This window comes from Tistrella mobilis KA081020-065, from assembly GCF_000264455.2.
GTDB classification, from domain to species: Bacteria; Pseudomonadota; Alphaproteobacteria; order Tistrellales; family Tistrellaceae; genus Tistrella; species Tistrella mobilis.
The window spans coordinates 447246-464500 of sequence record NC_017957.2; the positions used below are offsets into that span (position 1 = coordinate 447246).

Annotated in this window: 19 protein-coding genes; 14 read left to right on the plus strand and 5 right to left on the minus strand. The window is 69.2% G+C overall.

All coding sequences use genetic code 11. The annotated features are described in order from the left end of the window. Positions 1 to 49: 49 nt before the first annotated feature. From TMO_RS19865 to TMO_RS19920, 14 genes are all read left to right on the plus strand, one after another. Positions 50 to 922: a branched-chain amino acid ABC transporter permease gene (locus tag TMO_RS19865; protein WP_041606915.1), complete on the plus strand. Its 873-nt coding sequence runs from the start codon at positions 50 to 52 to the stop codon at positions 920 to 922. Beyond that, positions 922 to 1905: a branched-chain amino acid ABC transporter permease gene (locus TMO_RS19870; protein ID WP_014747481.1), complete on the plus strand. Its 984-nt coding sequence runs from the start codon at positions 922 to 924 to the stop codon at positions 1903 to 1905. Before TMO_RS19865 ends, TMO_RS19870 begins: the two co-directional genes overlap by 1 nt. Beyond that, complete coding sequence (locus tag TMO_RS19875; RefSeq protein WP_014747482.1) at positions 1905 to 2648, plus strand: ABC transporter ATP-binding protein; 744 nt, start codon at positions 1905 to 1907, stop codon at positions 2646 to 2648. The genes TMO_RS19870 and TMO_RS19875 overlap by 1 nt, the downstream gene beginning before the upstream one ends. A 14-nt stretch (positions 2649 to 2662) precedes the next feature. Further along, on the plus strand, positions 2663 to 3364 hold the full coding sequence (locus tag TMO_RS19880) for an ABC transporter ATP-binding protein (protein WP_041607158.1): 702 nt from the start codon (positions 2663 to 2665) through the stop codon (positions 3362 to 3364). Positions 3365 to 3376: 12 nt separating this feature from the next. Next, the gene (locus TMO_RS19885; RefSeq protein WP_014747484.1) at positions 3377 to 4795 is read left to right on the plus strand and encodes an MmgE/PrpD family protein; all 1419 of its coding nucleotides are present in this window, start codon (positions 3377 to 3379) and stop codon (positions 4793 to 4795) included. Between the two features lies 1 nt (position 4796). Then, entirely contained in the window at positions 4797 to 5675 is an 879-nt protein-coding gene (locus TMO_RS19890; RefSeq protein WP_014747485.1) for an isocitrate lyase/PEP mutase family protein, read from the plus strand. 45 nt (positions 5676 to 5720) lie between these two features. Further along, positions 5721 to 6212, plus strand: coding sequence for a tautomerase family protein (locus TMO_RS29780; protein ID WP_014747486.1), 492 nt, complete (start codon positions 5721 to 5723; stop codon positions 6210 to 6212). Continuing rightward, positions 6209 to 7576: an FAD-dependent oxidoreductase gene (locus tag TMO_RS19900; protein ID WP_228382337.1), complete on the plus strand. Its 1368-nt coding sequence runs from the start codon at positions 6209 to 6211 to the stop codon at positions 7574 to 7576. The genes TMO_RS29780 and TMO_RS19900 overlap by 4 nt, the downstream gene beginning before the upstream one ends. A gap of 19 nt (positions 7577 to 7595) precedes the next feature. Continuing rightward, positions 7596 to 8354, plus strand: coding sequence for an aspartate/glutamate racemase family protein (locus TMO_RS19905; RefSeq protein ID WP_014747488.1), 759 nt, complete (start codon positions 7596 to 7598; stop codon positions 8352 to 8354). Positions 8355 to 8368: 14 nt separating this feature from the next. Then, the gene (locus TMO_RS19910; RefSeq protein ID WP_014747489.1) at positions 8369 to 9058 is read left to right on the plus strand and encodes an aspartate/glutamate racemase family protein; all 690 of its coding nucleotides are present in this window, start codon (positions 8369 to 8371) and stop codon (positions 9056 to 9058) included. After that, a complete protein-coding gene (locus tag TMO_RS19915; protein ID WP_014747490.1) occupies positions 9055 to 10401 on the plus strand; it encodes an MmgE/PrpD family protein in 1347 nt (448 codons plus the stop codon). Before TMO_RS19910 ends, TMO_RS19915 begins: the two co-directional genes overlap by 4 nt. A 71-nt stretch (positions 10402 to 10472) precedes the next feature. Continuing rightward, positions 10473 to 10619 (plus strand): hypothetical protein, encoded by a 147-nt coding sequence (locus TMO_RS31755; protein ID WP_014747491.1) that lies wholly within the window; start codon positions 10473 to 10475, stop codon positions 10617 to 10619. A 30-nt stretch (positions 10620 to 10649) separates the two neighbouring features. Further along, positions 10650 to 10814, plus strand: coding sequence for a hypothetical protein (locus tag TMO_RS31760; RefSeq protein WP_014747492.1), 165 nt, complete (start codon positions 10650 to 10652; stop codon positions 10812 to 10814). A 209-nt stretch (positions 10815 to 11023) separates the two neighbouring features. Beyond that, positions 11024 to 12343, plus strand: coding sequence for an enoyl ACP reductase FabMG family protein (locus TMO_RS19920; RefSeq protein WP_014747493.1), 1320 nt, complete (start codon positions 11024 to 11026; stop codon positions 12341 to 12343). A gap of 79 nt (positions 12344 to 12422) precedes the next feature. Here TMO_RS19920 and TMO_RS19925 read toward each other — a convergent pair whose 3' ends face one another. From TMO_RS19925 to TMO_RS19945, 5 genes are read right to left on the minus strand one after another with little or no spacing between them, the layout of a single operon-like run. Next, positions 12423 to 13856, minus strand: a complete 1434-nt coding sequence (locus TMO_RS19925) for an amidase (RefSeq protein ID WP_014747494.1) — start codon at positions 13854 to 13856, stop codon at positions 12423 to 12425. A 27-nt stretch (positions 13857 to 13883) separates the two neighbouring features. Next, on the minus strand, positions 13884 to 14576 hold the full coding sequence (locus TMO_RS19930; RefSeq protein WP_014747495.1) for an ABC transporter ATP-binding protein: 693 nt from the start codon (positions 14574 to 14576) through the stop codon (positions 13884 to 13886). Further along, positions 14570 to 15361 (minus strand): ABC transporter ATP-binding protein, encoded by a 792-nt coding sequence (locus TMO_RS19935; RefSeq protein WP_014747496.1) that lies wholly within the window; start codon positions 15359 to 15361, stop codon positions 14570 to 14572. The genes TMO_RS19930 and TMO_RS19935 overlap by 7 nt, the downstream gene beginning before the upstream one ends. Further along, positions 15358 to 16356 carry a branched-chain amino acid ABC transporter permease gene (locus tag TMO_RS19940; RefSeq protein ID WP_014747497.1) on the minus strand — a complete coding sequence of 333 codons (999 nt, stop codon included), beginning with the start codon at positions 16354 to 16356 and terminating at the stop codon, positions 15358 to 15360. The genes TMO_RS19935 and TMO_RS19940 overlap by 4 nt, the downstream gene beginning before the upstream one ends. A gap of 3 nt (positions 16357 to 16359) precedes the next feature. Next, complete coding sequence (locus tag TMO_RS19945; RefSeq protein WP_014747498.1) at positions 16360 to 17220, minus strand: branched-chain amino acid ABC transporter permease; 861 nt, start codon at positions 17218 to 17220, stop codon at positions 16360 to 16362. Positions 17221 to 17255: the final 35 nt, after the last annotated feature.

Sequence of the window (17255 nt, forward strand, 5' to 3'; positions counted from 1 at the left end):
GGCCTCTGCCGGCGCCGCCCGGTCCCCGTTTGCCGAAACGGATCGCACGATGTACTCCCTTCCCATCGTCGCGGAAGCCATGCTGAACGGGCTTCTGACCGGTGCGGTCTATGCGCTCATCGCGCTGGGTCTGACGCTGGTGTATGGTGTTTTGCACATCATCAATTTTGCGCACGGCGCCCTGCTGACCTGCGCGATGTTCGCCGTCTGGCTGGTCTACACCGCCTTCGGCCTGGATCCCTATCTCGCGATCCTGCCGCTGACGCTGGTCTTTTTCGCCATCGGCTATGGCGTGCAGCGCTTCATCATCGGGCCGGCCGCCCATGGCGATGACGGCAATATCCTGCTGGTGACGCTGGGCCTGTCGATCGTGATCGAGAACGTGCTGCTCGCGGTCTTCCAGTCGGATACCCGGTCGCTGTCGACCGATTATTCCTTCCAGGTGGTGGAGCTGGGGCCGCTGCTGATTTCCCAGGCCCGGCTGTATGGCTTTGCAGGCGCTGTGGTGGTGAGCGCGCTGCTCTGGCTGCTGCTGGCACGCACCGATACCGGCAAGGCGATCCGCGCAGTGGCGAAAGAGAAGCTGGGCGCACGGCTGGTCGGCATCAATGTCGCCCATGTCTTCGCCGTCACCTTCGGCCTGGGTTGCGCCACGCTCGCCATCGCCGCCTGCCTGCTGATGCCGACCTTCTACGTCAACCCGCGCGTCGGCGGCGCCTTCGTGCTGGTCGCCTTCACCATCGTGGTTCTGGGCGGCATGGGGTCGATCACCGGCGCGCTGCTCGGCGGGCTGTTCATCGGCGTGGTCGAAAGCCTGTGCGGGCTGTATCTGGGCGAAAGCCTGGGCCAGATCGGCATCTTCCTGATCTTCATCCTGGTGTTGCTGTTCCGGCCCACCGGTCTGTTCGGAGCAAGGGCGTGATGCGACGCGGCTATCTTCCCATCGCCCTGATCCTGGTGGTGCTGGCGGCCCTGCCGCTGGTGGTGACCTCCAACGTCATCCTCAATTTCGTCGTCTTCGTGCTGATCATCACCCTGGTGGCGCAGGGCTGGAACCTGCTGGGCGGCACGGGCGGCCAGTCATCCTTTGGCCATGCCGCGTTTTTCGGCACCGGCGCCTATGCCTCGGCCATCCTTCAGACCCGCTATGGCGTGAATGCCTGGGCGGCGATGGCGGCGGGCGTGATCGCGGGCGCCGTGGTCGGCCGGGTGATCGGCTATCTGGCCTTCCGCGCCGGGTTGCGCGGATCCTATTTCGCGCTGGTGACGCTGGCCTTCGCCGAGGTGCTGCGCATTCTGGCCAATGCCTCGGGCTTCACCAATGGGGCGGCCGGTCTGCTGCTGAAGCTGGATGTCGGCTTCTGGAACATGCAGTTCAGCAGCCGCGGCGCCTTTCTGTGGCTGGCGCTGGCCTTTGTGGCCGCCGGTCTGGTGATCTGCCAGATGATCGCCAATTCCCGCTTCGGCGCCCAGCTGGTGGCGGTGCGCGAGAACGAGGAAGCGGCGCGGGCGCTGGGCGTCGACGTGCTGGCGGTGAAGCTGCGGGCGATTACGGTCTCAGGCGCACTGACCGCGGCCGCAGGCTGCCTCTATCTGCAGTATTTCCTCTACATCGATGCCAACATCGCCTACGGGCTGTGGATTTCGGTCGAGGCGCTGCTGGCGCCGATGGTCGGCGGGCGCGGCCTGGTGCTGGGGCCGATCATCGGCGCCTTCACCCTGCACGGGCTGGGTGAGGCGACCAAGATGTTCACCGGCCGGGTGCCGGGCATCGATCTGGCGGTCTATGGCGCGGTGCTGGTGCTGGTGATCGCCTTCGCTCCGGGCGGTGTGCTGGGCCTGCTGCACAAGCTGCGGCGCGGCGGGCGTGCCAAAGGAACCGGAACCGGCGGGGAGGGCGCGTGATGCTGGAAGTTCAGGACATCACCATGCGCTTCGGCGGGCTGACCGCGGTGGGCGGCGCCTCGCTGAAGGTGGTGCCCGGACGGATCGTCGGGCTGATCGGGCCCAACGGCGCCGGCAAGACCACGCTGTTCGCGATCATCGCCGGGTTTCTGACCCCGACCGCCGGCCGGGTGGTGCTGGAAGGGACCGACATCACCGGACGGCCTGCGCACGAACGTGCGAAACTCGGCATTGCCCGCACCTTCCAGATCGTCCAGCCCTTCGCCGGGCTGAATGTGCGCGAGAACATCGCCGTCGGCGCCTATCTGCGCCATGCCGGTGCCGCCGAGGCCCATGCCCGGGCCGAGGCCGTCGCCCGCCGGCTGGGGCTGGGGGGGGATCTGGACAAGCCGGCATCGAGCCTGACGGTCGCCGGCCGCAAGCGTCTGGAACTGGCCCGGGCGCTGGCGACTGAGCCGCGGCTGCTGCTGCTGGACGAGGTGCTGGCCGGGCTGAACCCGTCGGAGATCCGCGACATCGTCCCGGTGATCCGCGCGATCCGCGACGAGGGCATCACCATCCTGATGATCGAACATGTGATGCAGGCGGTGATGAACCTGTGCGACGAGGTCTATGTGCTGGCCCAGGGCGAGATGATCGCAGAGGGCACGCCCCGCGAGGTCTGCGTCGACCCGAAGGTGATCGAAGCCTATCTGGGCCGCGGCGCCGCGGAACGGCTGAAGGCGGAAGGGGCACGGCCATGACCGGGGGGCAACACGTGCTGGAGGTTGAGGGCCTGAAGGCCGGCTATGGCGGGGTGGAGGTGCTGCGCGGCATCGACCTGGCGGTGGGGCCGGGCGAGATCGTCGCGGTGCTGGGATCGAACGGTGTCGGCAAGACCACGCTCAACAAGGTGCTCTCGGGCGTGCTGCCGGCGCGCGCAGGCCAGATCACCTTCGAAGGCCGCCGGCTGGACGGCGTGGATGCGGCGGCAATCGTCGAGGCCGGGCTGATCCAGGTGCCGGAAGGCCGCAAGATCTTTCCCAACCTCGACATTCAGGAAAATCTGGAACTCGGCAGCTATCGCCGGGCGCGGAAGAACCGGGCGCGCAATCTGGAACGGGTCTACGAGACCTTCCCGCGGCTGCGCGAACGCCGGACCCAGGCGGCCGGTACGCTGTCGGGCGGCGAGCAGCAGATGCTGGCCATCGGCCGCGGCATGATGGCCGAGCCGCGGCTGCTGATCCTGGACGAGCCGTCGCTGGGCCTGTCGCCGCTGCTGGTCGAGGAAATGTTCACCCTGATCCGCCGGCTGAATGCCGATGGCATGCCGATCATGCTGGTGGAACAGAATGTGGTGCAGTCGCTGGAGATCGCGAGCCGCGCCTACATCGTCGAGAACGGGCTGGTGACCATGTCGGGCAATGCGGCGGAAATCGCCGCCGATCCCGAGCTGCGCCGCGCCTATCTCGGATTGTAAGGAGCCGCCCCCATGGCCATCGTCACCCCCGGTGTCGTGCCGGCCTCGGTTCTGCTGGCAGAGCCGCGTCCGGCCTGGCTGAAGCGCTTCGCCGAGGCGGCAACCACCATCCGCTTCGGCGATTTCGACGCCGATTTGTCCGCTCAGGCGCGGCTGGTGGTGCTGGACTGCCTGGGCGCCATCGCCGCCGGCATGCAGGAACCCGAGATGCGGGCGCTGACCGCGCGCCTCGCCCGCCGCGGCGGGCGGGTCACGGCCCCCGCCGTGGGCGCCGGGCTCGCCCTCCGCGCCGATGATGCGGCGCTGGCCAACGGCATCGCCGGCACCATGCTGGAACTGGACGAGGGCAATTCCTTCGCCCGCGGCCATCCCGGCATCCACGTGCTGCCGGCCCTGCTGGCGGTGCGGCCCCTGGCGGAGGTGTCCGGCCCGGACTTCCTGCACGCCTTCGTCTTCGGCTACGAGGCCGGTGCCCGGATCGGCGCCGCATCCCGGCTGCGCAATGCGCTGCACCCCCATGGCACCTGGGGCACCGTGGGGGCGGCCGTGGGCGCCGCCCTGCTGGACGGCGCCGGGGCGGAAGAGGTGATCGGCGCGATCAACCTCTCGTCCAGCCTGTCGGTCGGCTCCAGCCTCAGGACCATGCTGGAGGGGGCGACGGTGCGCAATGCCTATGCCGGCATGTCGGCACGCAACGGGCTGACCGCCTGGGATCTGGTGACGGCAGGCTTCACCGGCGAGACCGACGGGGTGCGCAGCGTGTATGGCGGCGTGCTGGCCGAAGGCTTCCGCCCCGAGGAGATGGTGGCGGAACTGGGCACGCGCTGGGAGATCCGGCGCAACTACTTCAAGCGCCATGCCGCCTGCCGCTTCACCCATGCCGCCCTCGACGTGGTGGCGGGGCTGATCGCCGGGCACGGCCCGATCGCGCCCGAAGCGGTGGCCGGCATCGAGGTGGTGACCTATGTCTGGGCGGCGCAGCTGGACGGGGCCCGGCCCGACAACATGCTGGCGGCCAAGTTCTCGGTGCCGTTCGCGGTCGCCACCATGCTGGCCCATGGGGCTGCGAGCGTGCCGGCCTTCCGGGCACCGGCGCTGACCGATGCGCGGATTCTGGATCTGGCCGGGCGGGTGACGGTCGACGAGGACCCGGCGATGAGCGCCATGCTGCCCGACCGGCGGCCGGCACGGGTCACCATCCGCCTGACCGACGGCCGGGTGCTGACGGCCGAAACCTTCACCAATCGCGGCGATGCCGTCGACCCCTACGGGCCCGACGAGGTGGTCGCGAAATTCATGGAACTGGCCACGCCCGTCTGGGGCGCGGCCCATGCCACCCGCATCAGGGAGGCGGTCGACGGCCTGGACCGGGCCGCCGATCTTGCGGATCTGGATGCGCTGCTCAAAGAGCCGGCGCGCGAGGAACATTGAGATGAGCCTGAAGCAGAGACTGACGACCGCCGCCCCCGTGGTCGCCCCCGGCGTCTATGACGCCCTGACCGCATCGATCGCCACCGCTGCCGGGTTCGAGGCGCTGTACCTGTCGGGTGCCGCCATCGCCTATACCCGCCTCGGCCGCCCCGATATCGGGCTGGTATCGATGAGCGAGGTGGCCGAGGTCGTCACCCTGGTGCGCGACCGCGTGCCGACGCCGCTGATCGTGGATGCCGATAACGGCTATGGCAACGCGCTGAACGTGCAGCGCACCGTGCGCCTGTTCGAACGCGCGGGCGCGACCGCCATCCAGCTGGAAGACCAGACCCTGCCCAAGCGCTGCGGCCATCTTCAGGACAAGAGCCTGATCACGGCCGCCGAGATGGCCGGCAAGGTGAAGGCCGCGGTCGATGCGCGGCAGAGCGACGAGACCCTGATCGTGGCCCGCACCGATGCGGTGGCGGTGGAAGGCTTCGACCGTGCCATCGACCGCGCCCATCTTTACGCCGAGGCCGGCGCCGACGTGCTGTTCGTCGAAGCGCCCCGATCGCGCGAACAGCTGGTGGCGGTGACCCGCTCGCTGGGCGGTATCCGGCCTTTGCTGGTCAACATGGTCGAAGGCGGCGACACGCCGCTTGCCAGCGCCGAGGATCTGGGCGGGCTGGGGTTCAGGATCGTGATCTTCCCCGGCGGCATCGTCCGCGCGCTGGCCCATACTGCCCAGGCCTATTACCGCTCGCTGAAGGCCAACGGCACCAACCAGCCGTTCAAGGACCGGATGTTCGACTTCAACGCCTTGAACGCGCTGATCGGCACGCCCGAGATGCTGGCGCTGGGGCGGAGCTATGAAGAGCCGGAAGAGGGGGCGGTGGCGTAACCGCGCCCCGGACACCGCCCGAGAGAAAACCAGGGAGGCAGATCCATGCCGGTCGTCGAGACCACCGTCATCGAAGGCTATGACGCCGCCACCAAGGCCCGGCTGCTGAAGGGCATGACCCGTGTGGTGCGGTCGGTGATGGCCGCGCCGCCGGACGGGGTGGTGACCATCCTGCGCGAGGTGGCCGCCAGTTCCTATGCCCGCGGCGGCGTGTCGCGCGTGCCCGGCCCGCCGCTGCCGCCGGCAACGGATCTCGCCGGGGCGCTGGCGGCGGCGCTGGGGCGCGGCGATGTGGCGGCGGCGGCGCCGCTGGTCGCCGGGGACTTCGTGGCGGTGACGGCAGAGGGCGCGCGGCTGGATCTGGCGGCGGCTGCTGCTGCGGATGCCGAAGCCGGTCGGCGCTATGACGGCTTCGTCGAGGCGCTGACCGATGATGGCAGCCTGGTTTTCGGCCATGGGCGTCTTGCCGACGGCCGGCGCTTCATCGACCGCTTCCGCCTGGCCGGGCCGGTGATCGCCGACCGCGAGAGCTGGTGAGCGGGGTGGAGGCCGGGACCCTTCCGGTCGTCGTCGTCGGGGCCGGTGCCGCCGGCCTGACCGCGGCGCTGGCCGTCCGCGATGCCGGGGCACCGGTGGTGGTGCTGGAGCGCGATGCGGTGCCCGCCGGCAACACCGCGCTGACCCTCGGCATGCTGCCGGGGGCCGGCACCCGCTTTCAGCGCGCGGCCGGCATCGAAGACGATGCGGCGCTGTTTCTGGCCGATATCCTGGCCAAGGCCAAGGGCCGGACCGATCACGATCTTGCCCGGGCGATCACCGCGGCCTCGGGGCCGGCGGTGGAATGGCTGGCGGATCGCCACGGCGTCGCCTTCGAGCTGCTGGACGACATTCTCTACCCCGGCCATTCGCGCCATCGCTATCACGTGCCGCCCGACCGCACCGGCACCGCCTTCATGGCCGATCTGCTGGCGGCGGCGAGCCGGGCGGGGGTGCAGCTGGTGACGGAGGCCATCGTCGAGGCGCCCGAGACGGATGCGGACGGCCGGGTCACCGGGGTGGTCTGGCGCGACGATGCCGGACGGCGGCATCACACGGCCTGCCGGGCGCTGGTGCTGGCGAGCGGCGGCTATGGTGCCGACCCGGAGGCCGTTGCCCGATACATCCCCGAGATGGCCGGCGCGGTCCATGGCGGCCATCACGGCAGCCGCGGCGATGCCCTCGTCTGGGGCGAGAGGCTGGGCGCTGCCCTGGTCGATCCGGGCAGCTATCAGGGCCATTGCGTCGCCGACGGGCCGAACCTGCCGGTGACCTGGGCGCTGATCATCCGCGGCGGGTTTCAGGTCGGGTCCGACGGCCGGCGGTTTTCCAACGAGATGAGCGGCTATTCCGAACAGGCCCATGCGGTGGCGGCGCAGCCGGGCGGGGTGGCCTGGACGATCTATGACCGGCGCTGCGAGGAACCGGCGCTGACCTTCCGCGACTATCACCGCGTGCTGGAGAGCGGTGTGGTGACGACGGGTGAGACGGTGGACGACCTCGCCCGGGCCTGCGGCCTGCCGGTGGGCGCGCTGGCCGAAACGCTGGCCGAGGTCGAGGCAGTGACCAGGGGCCATGCCCCCGACCGCTTTGGCCGGGTTTTCGACGGCACACCGCCCTTGCAGCCGCCCTTCCGGGCGGTGCGGGTCAGGGCGGCGCTGTTCCACACCCAGGGCGGGCTTGCCATCGATACCCGGGCGCGGGTGCTGGACCGGGCGGGCCGGCCGCTGCCCGGACTGTTCGCCGCGGGCGGTGCGGCGCGGGGCCTCTCGGGTCCTGCAGCCTGGGGTTATCTGGGTGGCAATGGTTTGTTGACTGCGGTTGTGCCGGGCCGTTTCGCCGGCACCGCGGCCGCCGCGTGTTGAGATGCAGGGAGCCGAAATCATGGCCAGGGTTCTGGTGATCGTGCCGTTTCCGATGGATGCGGACAATCTGGAGATGCGCCGCGCGCAGCTGCGGTCGGTGCGGCTGGGACCGGGGATGGATTTCGACTTCCGCCCGGTCCGGATCGCGCCGGTCAATTATGTCAGCCAGCAGGACAGCGTGCTCTCGGATGTGGGCATTCTGGAGGCCGGCATCCGCGCCCAAGCCGAGGGCTATGATGCCGTCTGCATCGACACGGTCAGCGATGGCGGCATGGCGCCGCTGCGCTCGGTGCTCGACATCCCGGTGATCGGGGCCGGGCGTCATGCCATGCTGACCGCGCTGATGCTGGGCGACCGCTTCTCCATCCTCGCCATGTGGGACCGCTGGCGGCATCTCTATACCAAGACGCTGGCCGAACTGGGGCTGGGGGCGAAATGCGCCTCGCTGCGCTCGGCCGATCTTCAGCCCGACAATCAGAGCCTGATGGCGGGCAAGGAAGAGGCGTTCTTTCCGGCGCTTCATGCCGCGGCGCTGCGCTGCGTGGAAGAGGATGGCGCCGATGTCATCGTGCTCGGCTCCACCACCATGCATCAGGCCCATGCCTATCTGGCCGAACGCCTGCCGGTGCCGGTGATCAACCCCGGCCCGCTGACCTACCGCCTGGCCGAAATCGCCATCCGCCAGAAGCTTACCCACAGCCGGGCGAGCTTTCCCCGCCCCGCCGCCCCGGCCGACGCGGCGCTGGCCGCCATGGGTGTGGCGGCGACGCGGCTTTGACAGGGAGAGACCGGATGTCCCGGATTCTGATGATCTTCACCGCCGACCACCCGGCGCCCGAAAGTGCCGAGGCGGAGGTGGTGACGCTGACGGCACCCGGTCTGCCGGCCGGGCTGATCAGCGCCCATGACTGGACGCTGGCCGATCTGGCGGTGCTGGCGGCGGGCCAGGATGCTGCGAACCAGGGGGCGGCGGCAGAGGGCTATGCCGCGGTCTGTGTCGCCGACCCCGGCGATTACGGGGCGAATGCGCTCCGCTCGGTGCTGGATGTGCCGGTGGTGGGGGCCGGGCGGAGCGCACTGTTCTATGCCCTGACGCTGGGCGCCTGTTTCGGCGTGCTGGCACCGGCGGGCGGTTACACGCGGGCGAAGAAGCTGGTGCAGGAATACGGGCTGGCGACGCAGTGCACGGGGGTACGCCGGATCGGCGCGGGCGACGACGCCATCCTGACCGCGGCGCGCGCTGCGATCACGGAAGACGGCGCCGAGGTGCTGGTGCTGTGGCAGCCGCTTACGGCAGCCGCGACCGCCCGGCTGGCCGCGGACCTGCCGGTGCCGCTGATCGAGCCCGCCAGCCTGTCGCTGCGGCTGGCCGAGGCCTTTCTGGGGCTGGGCTTGGCCCAGAGCCGGCGGACCTGGCCGATGCCGCAGGTCGCGAAGCCTGATCTGATCGCGGCCCTGGTGGCCGCAGGGGCGGAGGCATGATCCCGGCGGCACCGGTTCTGACCGAACCTTCCGAAACCGCCCATGCGCTGGCCCGGCTGGCGCTGACGGTGCGGCTGGACGATCTGCCCGCCGCGGTGGTGGCCCAGGCGAAGCGGATCCTGCGCGACACCGTGGGGGTGATGCTGGGCGGAGCGGCCCTGCCCGAGATCCGCAATCTGGCCGCCATCGCCCCCGGCCTGGCGGTGGGCGGCGCCTCGCTGTTCGGGACCGGCACCCGGGCGGCGGCCCATATGGCGGCGCTGGTCAACGGCACCGGCGGGGTGTCGCTGGAACTGGACGAGGGCAACCAGTTCGCGGTCAACCATCCGGGCGTGCACATCATCCCGGCGCTCTGGGCGCTGGCAGAGGAAGAGGGCGCATCGGGCGCCGCCCTGCTGGAAGCCCTGGTTGCGGGCTACGAGATCGCCGTCCGGGTGGGGGCGGCCACAAAGCTGCGCGGGCCGGTGCATCCCTTCGGGACCCATACCATCATCGGCACCGCGGTGGGGGCGGCGCGGCTGCTGGGCCATGATGCGGCACTGACGGCGCGCGCGATCGAACTGGCGGCCGGGCTGCCGATCGCGTCCTCGCAGATGGCGGCCAATTCCGGCGCCTCGGTGCGCAACCTCTTCACCGGTTTCACCAATCATAACGGGCTGCTGGTGGCGAAGCTTGCCCGCGCCGGCTTCTGCGGCGAGCCGGGGGCGCTGGAAACGGTCTTCGGGCAGATCCTGGGCGAGCGGTTCGGGATCGCCGTCGAGGCACGGATCGACCATTTCTACCTCACCCGCAACTACTTCAAGATCTATGCCTGCAGCCGCTGGAACCATGCCCCGATCGAGGCGGCGCGCGATCTGCGCGCGGCCCACGGGCTGACGCCGGCGATGATCGATCGGGTGGTCGTCCACACCTACGATCCGGCGACCCGGCTGGGCGGCGGCCGGGTGGCCAATGCCTATGCGGCGAAGCACTCGATCCCGTTCAACGTCGCGGCACGGCTGATGCATGGCAGCAATGATGTCGGGGTCTACAGCGATGCCGTGGTCCGCGACCCGGCGATGGTCGATCTGATCGCCCGGGTGACGGTGCGCGAGGATCCGGCGCTGACCGCGCTGCTGCCGGGGGTGCGGGCGGCCAGGGTGGAGATCCGTCTGCGCGACGGCCGGGTGGTCTCGGCACAATCCGACACCCCGATCGGCGGCTTCGACAACCCGCTGCCCGAGGCCGATCTGCGGGCCAAGTTCCGCCGGCTGGCGGGGTTCACGCTCGACGAGGCTGCGATCGACGCCCTGGAAGCCGATCTGGACCGGCTCGAAAGCCTGGCGCGGATCAGCCCGGTCTGAACACTGGCGTCGGAACCATGTCCGGCCATGGCGGTTTCTCCCCGATGATCCGCAACGAGGAGAGATCCTGTATGGCGACCGATCCCCGCACCGACACCGCCCGCCCCGACTCTGCCCGCATGACCCCGCCCGCCTCGCCCCGCCGCAGGCGCGGGCTGATCTGGATCGGGCTGCTGGTGGTGGCGGTCGCGGTGGTGCTGGCCCTTGCGGTCTACTGACCGGCCGCCATCCGGGTGAGGAGAGCTGTCATGACCGGCAACGGACCGGGCGGCCCGGATAAGACGGGCCCCAGCTATACCGGCGATGAGACCAGCCAGGGAGAGATCATCCTGCGGACGAAGCGCCGCCGGCAGATCTTCATCGGCGGGCTGATCCTGATGGGGGTGCTGGCGGTGGTGTTCAGCCTGATCTGACCCGCTTAAGCCCTTGAACCACCGCTTCCCGCGGTGGGTGGCTTGACATTCTCTCCGCCGGGCTGAATGTTGGCCCTGCCTGCGCGTTCATACGGGCAGGCAGCGTGAATGTGAGCCCGGATCAATTCGACGTCGTCCTGTCATCCCAGGCGCCTGCGTCCGGGGCAGCAAGCTTTCGGCGTTCAGACGCCGGCAGACAGGATAAGATGATGGAACACCCTCTCGCGCTGAAATCGATCCCCGCGAACACCCTGTTCGGGGAGGGCGATGTCTTCGTGCTCTTCGGGGAAATGTTCGGGCGTGGCTATGCCACCGGCCTGATCGAGGCCGCGAAGGCGGCCGGCATGACGGTCATCGGCATGACCATGGGCCGGCGGGACAATGGCGGCGCGCTCAGGCCTCTGACCGACGAGGAACTGGCGGCGGCCGAGGCCGGGCTTGGCGGGCGGATCATCAATATTCCGCTGATGGCCGGCTTCGACATGGATGCCGCCCCCGGCGAGCCCACGCCCACCGACATGCTGGGCGAGATGACGCTTGAGAACTGGCAGGGCTTCAAGCTGGACCAGGACCGGATCGCCCGGGCCCGCGAGGTGGGCGTTGCCCGCTTCCGCGACGCCGTGACCCGGGTGATGGCAGAGCTGGACGGGATGATCCCCGCCGGCCGCAACGTGTTCTTTGCCCATACCATGGCCGGCGGCATCCCGCGGGCGAAGGTGTTCATGGCGATCGCCAACCGGGTCTATAAGGGCCGCGGCGCGCGCTACATGTCGTCTCAGGCGCTGATCGACAGCGATCTGGGCAAGCTGATCCTGCAGAATTTCGACGAGGTCACCGCCAACAGCTTCGGCCATCTGCTGGAGCTGAGCGGGCCCTTGCGCGCCCGCATCGAAGCCGAGGGCGGCCAGGTGCGCTATACCGCCTATGGCTATCACGGCACCCGGGTTCTGATCGACGGCGCCTATCGCTGGCAGACCTATACCAACTACACCCAGGGCTATGCCAAGATGCGGCTGGAAGGGCTGGCCCGGGCGGCATGGGACAAGGGCGTGAAGGCGGTGGTGTTCAACTGCCCCGAAATCCGCACCAATTCCTCGGACGTCTTCGCCGGCATCGAGCTGTCGCTGCTGCCGCTGCTGACGGCGCTGCGCCACGAGGGCGGCGGCGCCTGGGTCGACGACCTGTGGCAGTATTGCGAGACCCTGCTGCAGGACGGCATCAGCGTCGACACGGTGCTGCAGATGGTCCACGACTATCAGCACAACCCGGCCATGCAGCCCTATTACGATTTCGCCAGCTGGCCCAAGGCCAACAGCGCCGAGCAGGTGGAACAGACCGTCGGCACCTCGCAGGACATCGTGAACCTGCACAAGGACCGCAAGACCCTGGTCAGCGACGTGCTGAGCCAGCATGTGGTCGCCGCCACCGGCCGGCTGATCTTCGGCGCCACCAGCGCCCCCGAAGCGCCGGTGCTGTGGCTGGACCATGACATCGTGGCGCAGCAGCTGATCGCGATGCACGGCGCCTGACCACGGGTGCCCGATATGCGAAAAGGCCCGGCCGGGTAACGCCACCCGGCCGGGCCTTTCTTTTTTTTCCGGTCGCCTCTCAGCCCGGCACCACCGGTGCGGTGGGGAAGCGCGGCGGGCAGGTGAGTTCATAGGCGCGGGCCGCGCGCAGCACCAGCTCGTCGCGGAAGCGGGGGCCGACGATGTGCAGGCCGACCGGCAGCCCGTCATCGCCGAAGCCGCACTGAACCGAGGCCGCCGGCTGCTGGGTCAGGTTGAAGGGGTAGGTGAAGGGCGTCCACTGCATCCAGTGATCCAGCCCCGAGCCCGGGGGCACGTCGTGGCCGGCTTCGAAGGCGGTGATCGGCAGGCTGGGGGTGACCAGCAGGTCGTAGCGCTGGTGGAAGGCGGCCATGCGCTCGCCCAGCGCCACCCGGGCATCGACCGCGCGCATATAGTCGACGATGTCGATGCCCGTGCCCAGTTCCGCCACCCGGCGCAGCCCCGGATCGATCAACGCGCGCTGATCGGCCGGGGTATTGGCCAGGATCTTGGCGGCACCGGCGAACCAGTGGGCGTTGAAGATCTCGATCGGGTCTTCGAAGCCGGGATCGACCTCGTCCACGATCGCGCCGAGTGCCGCCAGGACCTCGACCGCCTTGCGGACCTCGCGCGCGACATCCTCGCGGACGTTCACGTAACCCAGGGTCGGGCTGAAGGCGATGCGCAGCCCGCGCACGCCCTGGTCCAGCCCCAGCCGCCAGTCGCGAGAGATCGGCGCACCCATATACCAGTCGCGGTCATCCGCCTGGCCGACCACCGTCATCATCAGCGCGACATCGGCGATGGTGCGGGCCATCGGCCCCAGATGCGAGGTGGTGCCCATGGCGCTGGCCGGCCATTGGGGGATGATGCCGAAGGTCGGCTTGATGCCGGCGGTGCCTGTGAAGCCGCAGGGAATGCGGATCGAGCCGCCGGCATCCGAGCCCTGATGCAGCACGCCCATATTGAGCGCCGCCGCCGCACCGGCACCACCGCTGGAACCACCTGCCGTGGTATTTACATTCCATGGGTTGCGGGTGATGCCGGTGAGCGCGCTGTCGGTGACCCCCTTCCAGCCGAATTCCGGCGTGGTGGTCTTGCCGAGCAGCACGGCACCCGCGCCCCGCATGAAGGCGGTGAAGGGGGCATCCACCTCCCAGGGGCCGTCGGCGGCGATGGTCTTCGATCCCTTGCGGGTGGGCCAGCCGCGGGTGAAGGTCAGATCCTTGATCGAGGACGGCACGCCGTCGACCGGCCCGATCGGCCGGCCGGCCATCCAGCGCGCTTCCGACGCCTTCGCATCGGCGCGGGCGCTGTCTTCATCGACCAGGACATAGGCGTTGACCGCGCCGTCGAAGCGGCGGATGCGATCCAGCGCCGCCTCGGTCGCCTCGACCGGCGAGGCCGCCTTGCGGGCATAGAGGCCGAGCAGTTCGCCCGCGCCGAGTTCGCCCAGATCTGTAGATGAGAGGGGGGTGGAGGACTGGGGCATGGGCTCTTATCCTTTTCTGAACGGCGTTCAGGCGTCGAGCGCCAGATAGCGGTCGCGGACGCTGCGGTCGGCGCGGAAATCGGCATTGCTGCCGGCATAGACGATACGGCCCTGTTCCAGGACGTAATGCCGGTCGGCCAGCTTCTCGCAGACCGCGAGGTTCTGTTCGACCAGCAGCACCGGCACGCCGCTTTCGCGGATCCGGCCCAGGATGCGGACGATTTCGTCCACGATCACCGGCGCCAGCCCCTCGGTCGGCTCGTCCAGCAACAGGATGCGGGGGGCGTTGACCAGCGCGCGGGCGATGGCCAGCATCTGCTGTTCGCCGCCCGAGAGCGCCTTGCCGCCATTGCGCCGCCGTTCCTTCAGCCGCGGGAACATGGTGTAGACGTCGTCGAGCGACCAGCGGCTGCCCTTGCGGACCGAGATCTTCAGATTTTCCTCGACCGAGAGCATGCCGAAGATGCCGCGATGTTCCTGCACCAGCGCGACGCCGCGGCGGGCGATGTCGTGCGAGGGGCGGCCGGTGATCGCGGTGCCGTCGAAGCTGATCGTGCCTTTCGTCTCCACCATGCCGGCGATGGATTTGAGCGTGGTGGTCTTGCCGGCGCCGTTGCGGCCGAGCAGGGTGACCAGCTCGCCGGGCCGCACCTCCAGCGACACGCCTTCCAGAACATGGCTTTTGCCGTAATAGGCGTGGACCTGATCCAGCGTCAGCATGCCCCGGCCTCCCCCAGATAGGCGGCGCGCACCCGCGGGTCGTTGCGCACGGTCCGGGGGTCGCCCTCGACCAGCACCTTGCCCTGATGCATCACCGTGATCGTGTCGCTGATCGACATCACGATGCCCATATTGTGCTCGATCAGCATGACCGTGTAGTCGCGGCCAAGCTCGCCGATCAGCTTCGTCATCACCGGAATGTCGTCGATGCCCATGCCCGAGGTCGGCTCGTCGAGCAGCAGCAGTTTGGGGCGCGCGGCCATGGCCATGCCCACCTCCAGCACCCGCTGCTGGCCGTGGGAGAGTTCGCCCGCCGCCACATCGGCGCGGGCGCCCAGCTGCAGCCGGTCGATGATCTCGTCCGCCACCTTCAGATGATCGGGCCGGGCGCCGACCGGGCGCCAGAAGGCGAGCGCCTTCGCCCCGTCGCGGCCCTGCGCGGCGAGGCGCAGATTCTCGCGCACGCTCAAGGTCTGGAACAGGCTGGTGATCTGGAAGGAGCGCGACATGCCGAGCCCGACCCGATCCTGCGACGGCTTGCGGGTGACGTCGCTGCCGTCGAACAGGATCCGGCCGGCGGTCGGCCGGCGTTCGCCCGTCAGGCAGTGGAAGGTGGTGGTCTTGCCGGCGCCGTTGGGGCCGATGATGGTGTGGATGGTGCCGCGGCGGATCCTGAGGTCGACCCCGTCCACCGCCTTGAAGGCGCCATAGGCGAGTTCCAGCCCGGAGGTCTCCAGGATCACGTCGCCGGTCTGCCGGGTGTCGGTCATCTGGCTGGTACTCATGCCTCGGGCCCTCCGCGCCGCTCGCGCAGTTTTGCGACCACGCCTTCGATACCGCCCCAGAGGCCGCCGCGCATGAAGATCACCACGCCGATCAGCGCGATGCCGAGCAGCATCAGCCAGCGCGGCCAGATGGCCGACAGCCAGTCGCCCAGCAGCACGATCGCGGTCGAGCCCAGCAGCGAGCCGAGCAGAGAGCCGGTGCCGCCGATGATGGTCATGATCAGGATGTTTTCCGACATCGGCAGTTCGATGTTCGAGAGCGGTGCGAAGTGCAGGAGCATGGCGTAGAGCGCGCCGGCGATGCCGGTGATGGCGCCCGAAAGCGTGAAGGCCAGGATCTTGAACTGGCGGGTGTCGTAGCCGACCGCGGCCGCCCGGTCGGGGTTTTCACGGATCGCGACCAGGGTGCTGCCGAAGGGCGAGCCGATGATCCGGCGCGCGGCCACGAACAGCAGCAGGAACAGGGCGGCGACGAAGATGTAGTACGAGACCGCCGGTTCCAGATCGGCGATGACCAGCCCGCCCAGCGCCAGCGGCGGCCGGGGCACGTCCAGCAGACCGTTATCGCCGCCGGTCCAGTCGGAGGCGGTATAGGCGATGAAATAGGCGAGCTGGGTGAAGGCCAGCGTCAGCATCACGAAATAGATGCCGGTCCGCCGGATCGCGAGCGCGCCGACCAGGGCGGCGGCAAGGGCACCGGCGATGGCGGCCACCACCAGCGCCGTGATCAGCCCGGCGCCCAGATGGATCATCACCAGCGACGACAGATAGGCGCCGATGCCGAAGAAGATCGCCTGGCCGAAGGAAAGCAGGCCGGTATAGCCGAGCAGCAGATTGCAGGCGAGCGCCGCCATGGCGAAGATCACGATCTCGGTCGCGAGCGTCGCAGACGGCAGGATCAGCGGCAGGGCGATGAGGGCGGCGAGTGCCGCCAGCGTGATGCCGCCGAAGAGAGAGGAGGAGGAAGCGGAGGCGGGAGAGCGTGTCGTCTGCATGGCTCACGCCCTTCCGAACAGGCCATAGGGGCGGAGCAGGATGACCGCGGCCATGGCGCCGTAGATCATCAGGCTGGCACCCTGGGGCCAGATGCTGGTCATCAGGCTCTGCACCAGCCCGACCAACAGTCCGCCGACCAGCGCGCCCCCGAACGAGCCCATGCCGCCGATCACCACCGTGACGAAGGCGATGCCGAGCACTTCGGTGCCGACGAAGGGATGGGCGCCGCGCAGGGGCGCCGAGAGCACGCCCGCCAGCCCGGCCAGTGCGACGCCCAGCGCGAAGGTGGCCGAAAACAGCCGGTAGATGTTGGTGCCGAGCAGGGCCACCTGTTCCGGGTTCTCGCTGCCCGCGCGCACCTTGGCGCCGAAGGTCGTGCGTTCAAGCAGCAGCCAGAGGGCGAAGCCGACCAGGGCCGCGAAGCCGATCATGAACAGCCGGTATTCCGGATAGGCGAAATTGCCGAAGCGGACCACGCCCTTCAGCATGTCCGGCGGCGGCACCGACTTGCCGACCGGACCCCAGATCATGATCGCGCTTTCCTGGATGATCAGCGCGATGCCCAGCGTGATCAGGATCTGGAAGGTGTGCGGCAGGTGATAGACCCGGCGCACCAGCACCCGTTCGGTGACCCAGGCGATGGCGCCGGCGATCAGCGGGCCTGCGACCAGCGCCGCCCAGAAATTGCCGGTGGCGGCGACGACCGTGAAGCAGAGATAGGAGCCGATCAGGAAAAAGGCGCCATGGGCGAAGTTCACGAAGTTGAGCAGGCCGAAAATGATCGTGAGCCCCACGGAGGTGAGGAAATAGATCATCCCCAACCCCAGACCGTTCAGGATCTGGAAGAGGTAGACGTTGAGCATGGGTGACCGGTCTCCGTCCCGTGACGTCGAGGCGG

Excerpts from the sequence above, each read along its gene's own strand:
- TMO_RS19925 (WP_014747494.1), bottom strand. The coding sequence starts at position 13,856 with ATGCCCCAGTCCTCCACCCCCCTCTCATCTACAGATCTGGGCGAACTC.
- TMO_RS19870 (WP_014747481.1), top strand. The coding sequence starts at position 922 with ATGCGACGCGGCTATCTTCCCATCGCCCTGATCCTGGTGGTGCTGGCG.
- TMO_RS19935 (WP_014747496.1), bottom strand. The coding sequence starts at position 15,361 with ATGAGTACCAGCCAGATGACCGACACCCGGCAGACCGGCGACGTGATC.
- TMO_RS19905 (WP_014747488.1), top strand. The coding sequence starts at position 7,596 with ATGGCCAGGGTTCTGGTGATCGTGCCGTTTCCGATGGATGCGGACAAT.
- TMO_RS31760 (WP_014747492.1), top strand. The coding sequence starts at position 10,650 with ATGACCGGCAACGGACCGGGCGGCCCGGATAAGACGGGCCCCAGCTAT.
- TMO_RS19885 (WP_014747484.1), top strand. The coding sequence starts at position 3,377 with ATGGCCATCGTCACCCCCGGTGTCGTGCCGGCCTCGGTTCTGCTGGCA.
- TMO_RS19940 (WP_014747497.1), bottom strand. The coding sequence starts at position 16,356 with ATGCAGACGACACGCTCTCCCGCCTCCGCTTCCTCCTCCTCTCTCTTC.
- TMO_RS19875 (WP_014747482.1), top strand. The coding sequence starts at position 1,905 with ATGCTGGAAGTTCAGGACATCACCATGCGCTTCGGCGGGCTGACCGCG.
- TMO_RS19920 (WP_014747493.1), top strand. The coding sequence starts at position 11,024 with ATGGAACACCCTCTCGCGCTGAAATCGATCCCCGCGAACACCCTGTTC.
- TMO_RS19890 (WP_014747485.1), top strand. The coding sequence starts at position 4,797 with ATGAGCCTGAAGCAGAGACTGACGACCGCCGCCCCCGTGGTCGCCCCC.
- TMO_RS29780 (WP_014747486.1), top strand. The coding sequence starts at position 5,721 with ATGCCGGTCGTCGAGACCACCGTCATCGAAGGCTATGACGCCGCCACC.
- TMO_RS19865 (WP_041606915.1), top strand. The coding sequence starts at position 50 with ATGTACTCCCTTCCCATCGTCGCGGAAGCCATGCTGAACGGGCTTCTG.
- TMO_RS19930 (WP_014747495.1), bottom strand. The coding sequence starts at position 14,576 with ATGCTGACGCTGGATCAGGTCCACGCCTATTACGGCAAAAGCCATGTT.
- TMO_RS19915 (WP_014747490.1), top strand. The coding sequence starts at position 9,055 with ATGATCCCGGCGGCACCGGTTCTGACCGAACCTTCCGAAACCGCCCAT.
- TMO_RS31755 (WP_014747491.1), top strand. The coding sequence starts at position 10,473 with ATGGCGACCGATCCCCGCACCGACACCGCCCGCCCCGACTCTGCCCGC.
- TMO_RS19910 (WP_014747489.1), top strand. The coding sequence starts at position 8,369 with ATGTCCCGGATTCTGATGATCTTCACCGCCGACCACCCGGCGCCCGAA.
- TMO_RS19945 (WP_014747498.1), bottom strand. The coding sequence starts at position 17,220 with ATGCTCAACGTCTACCTCTTCCAGATCCTGAACGGTCTGGGGTTGGGG.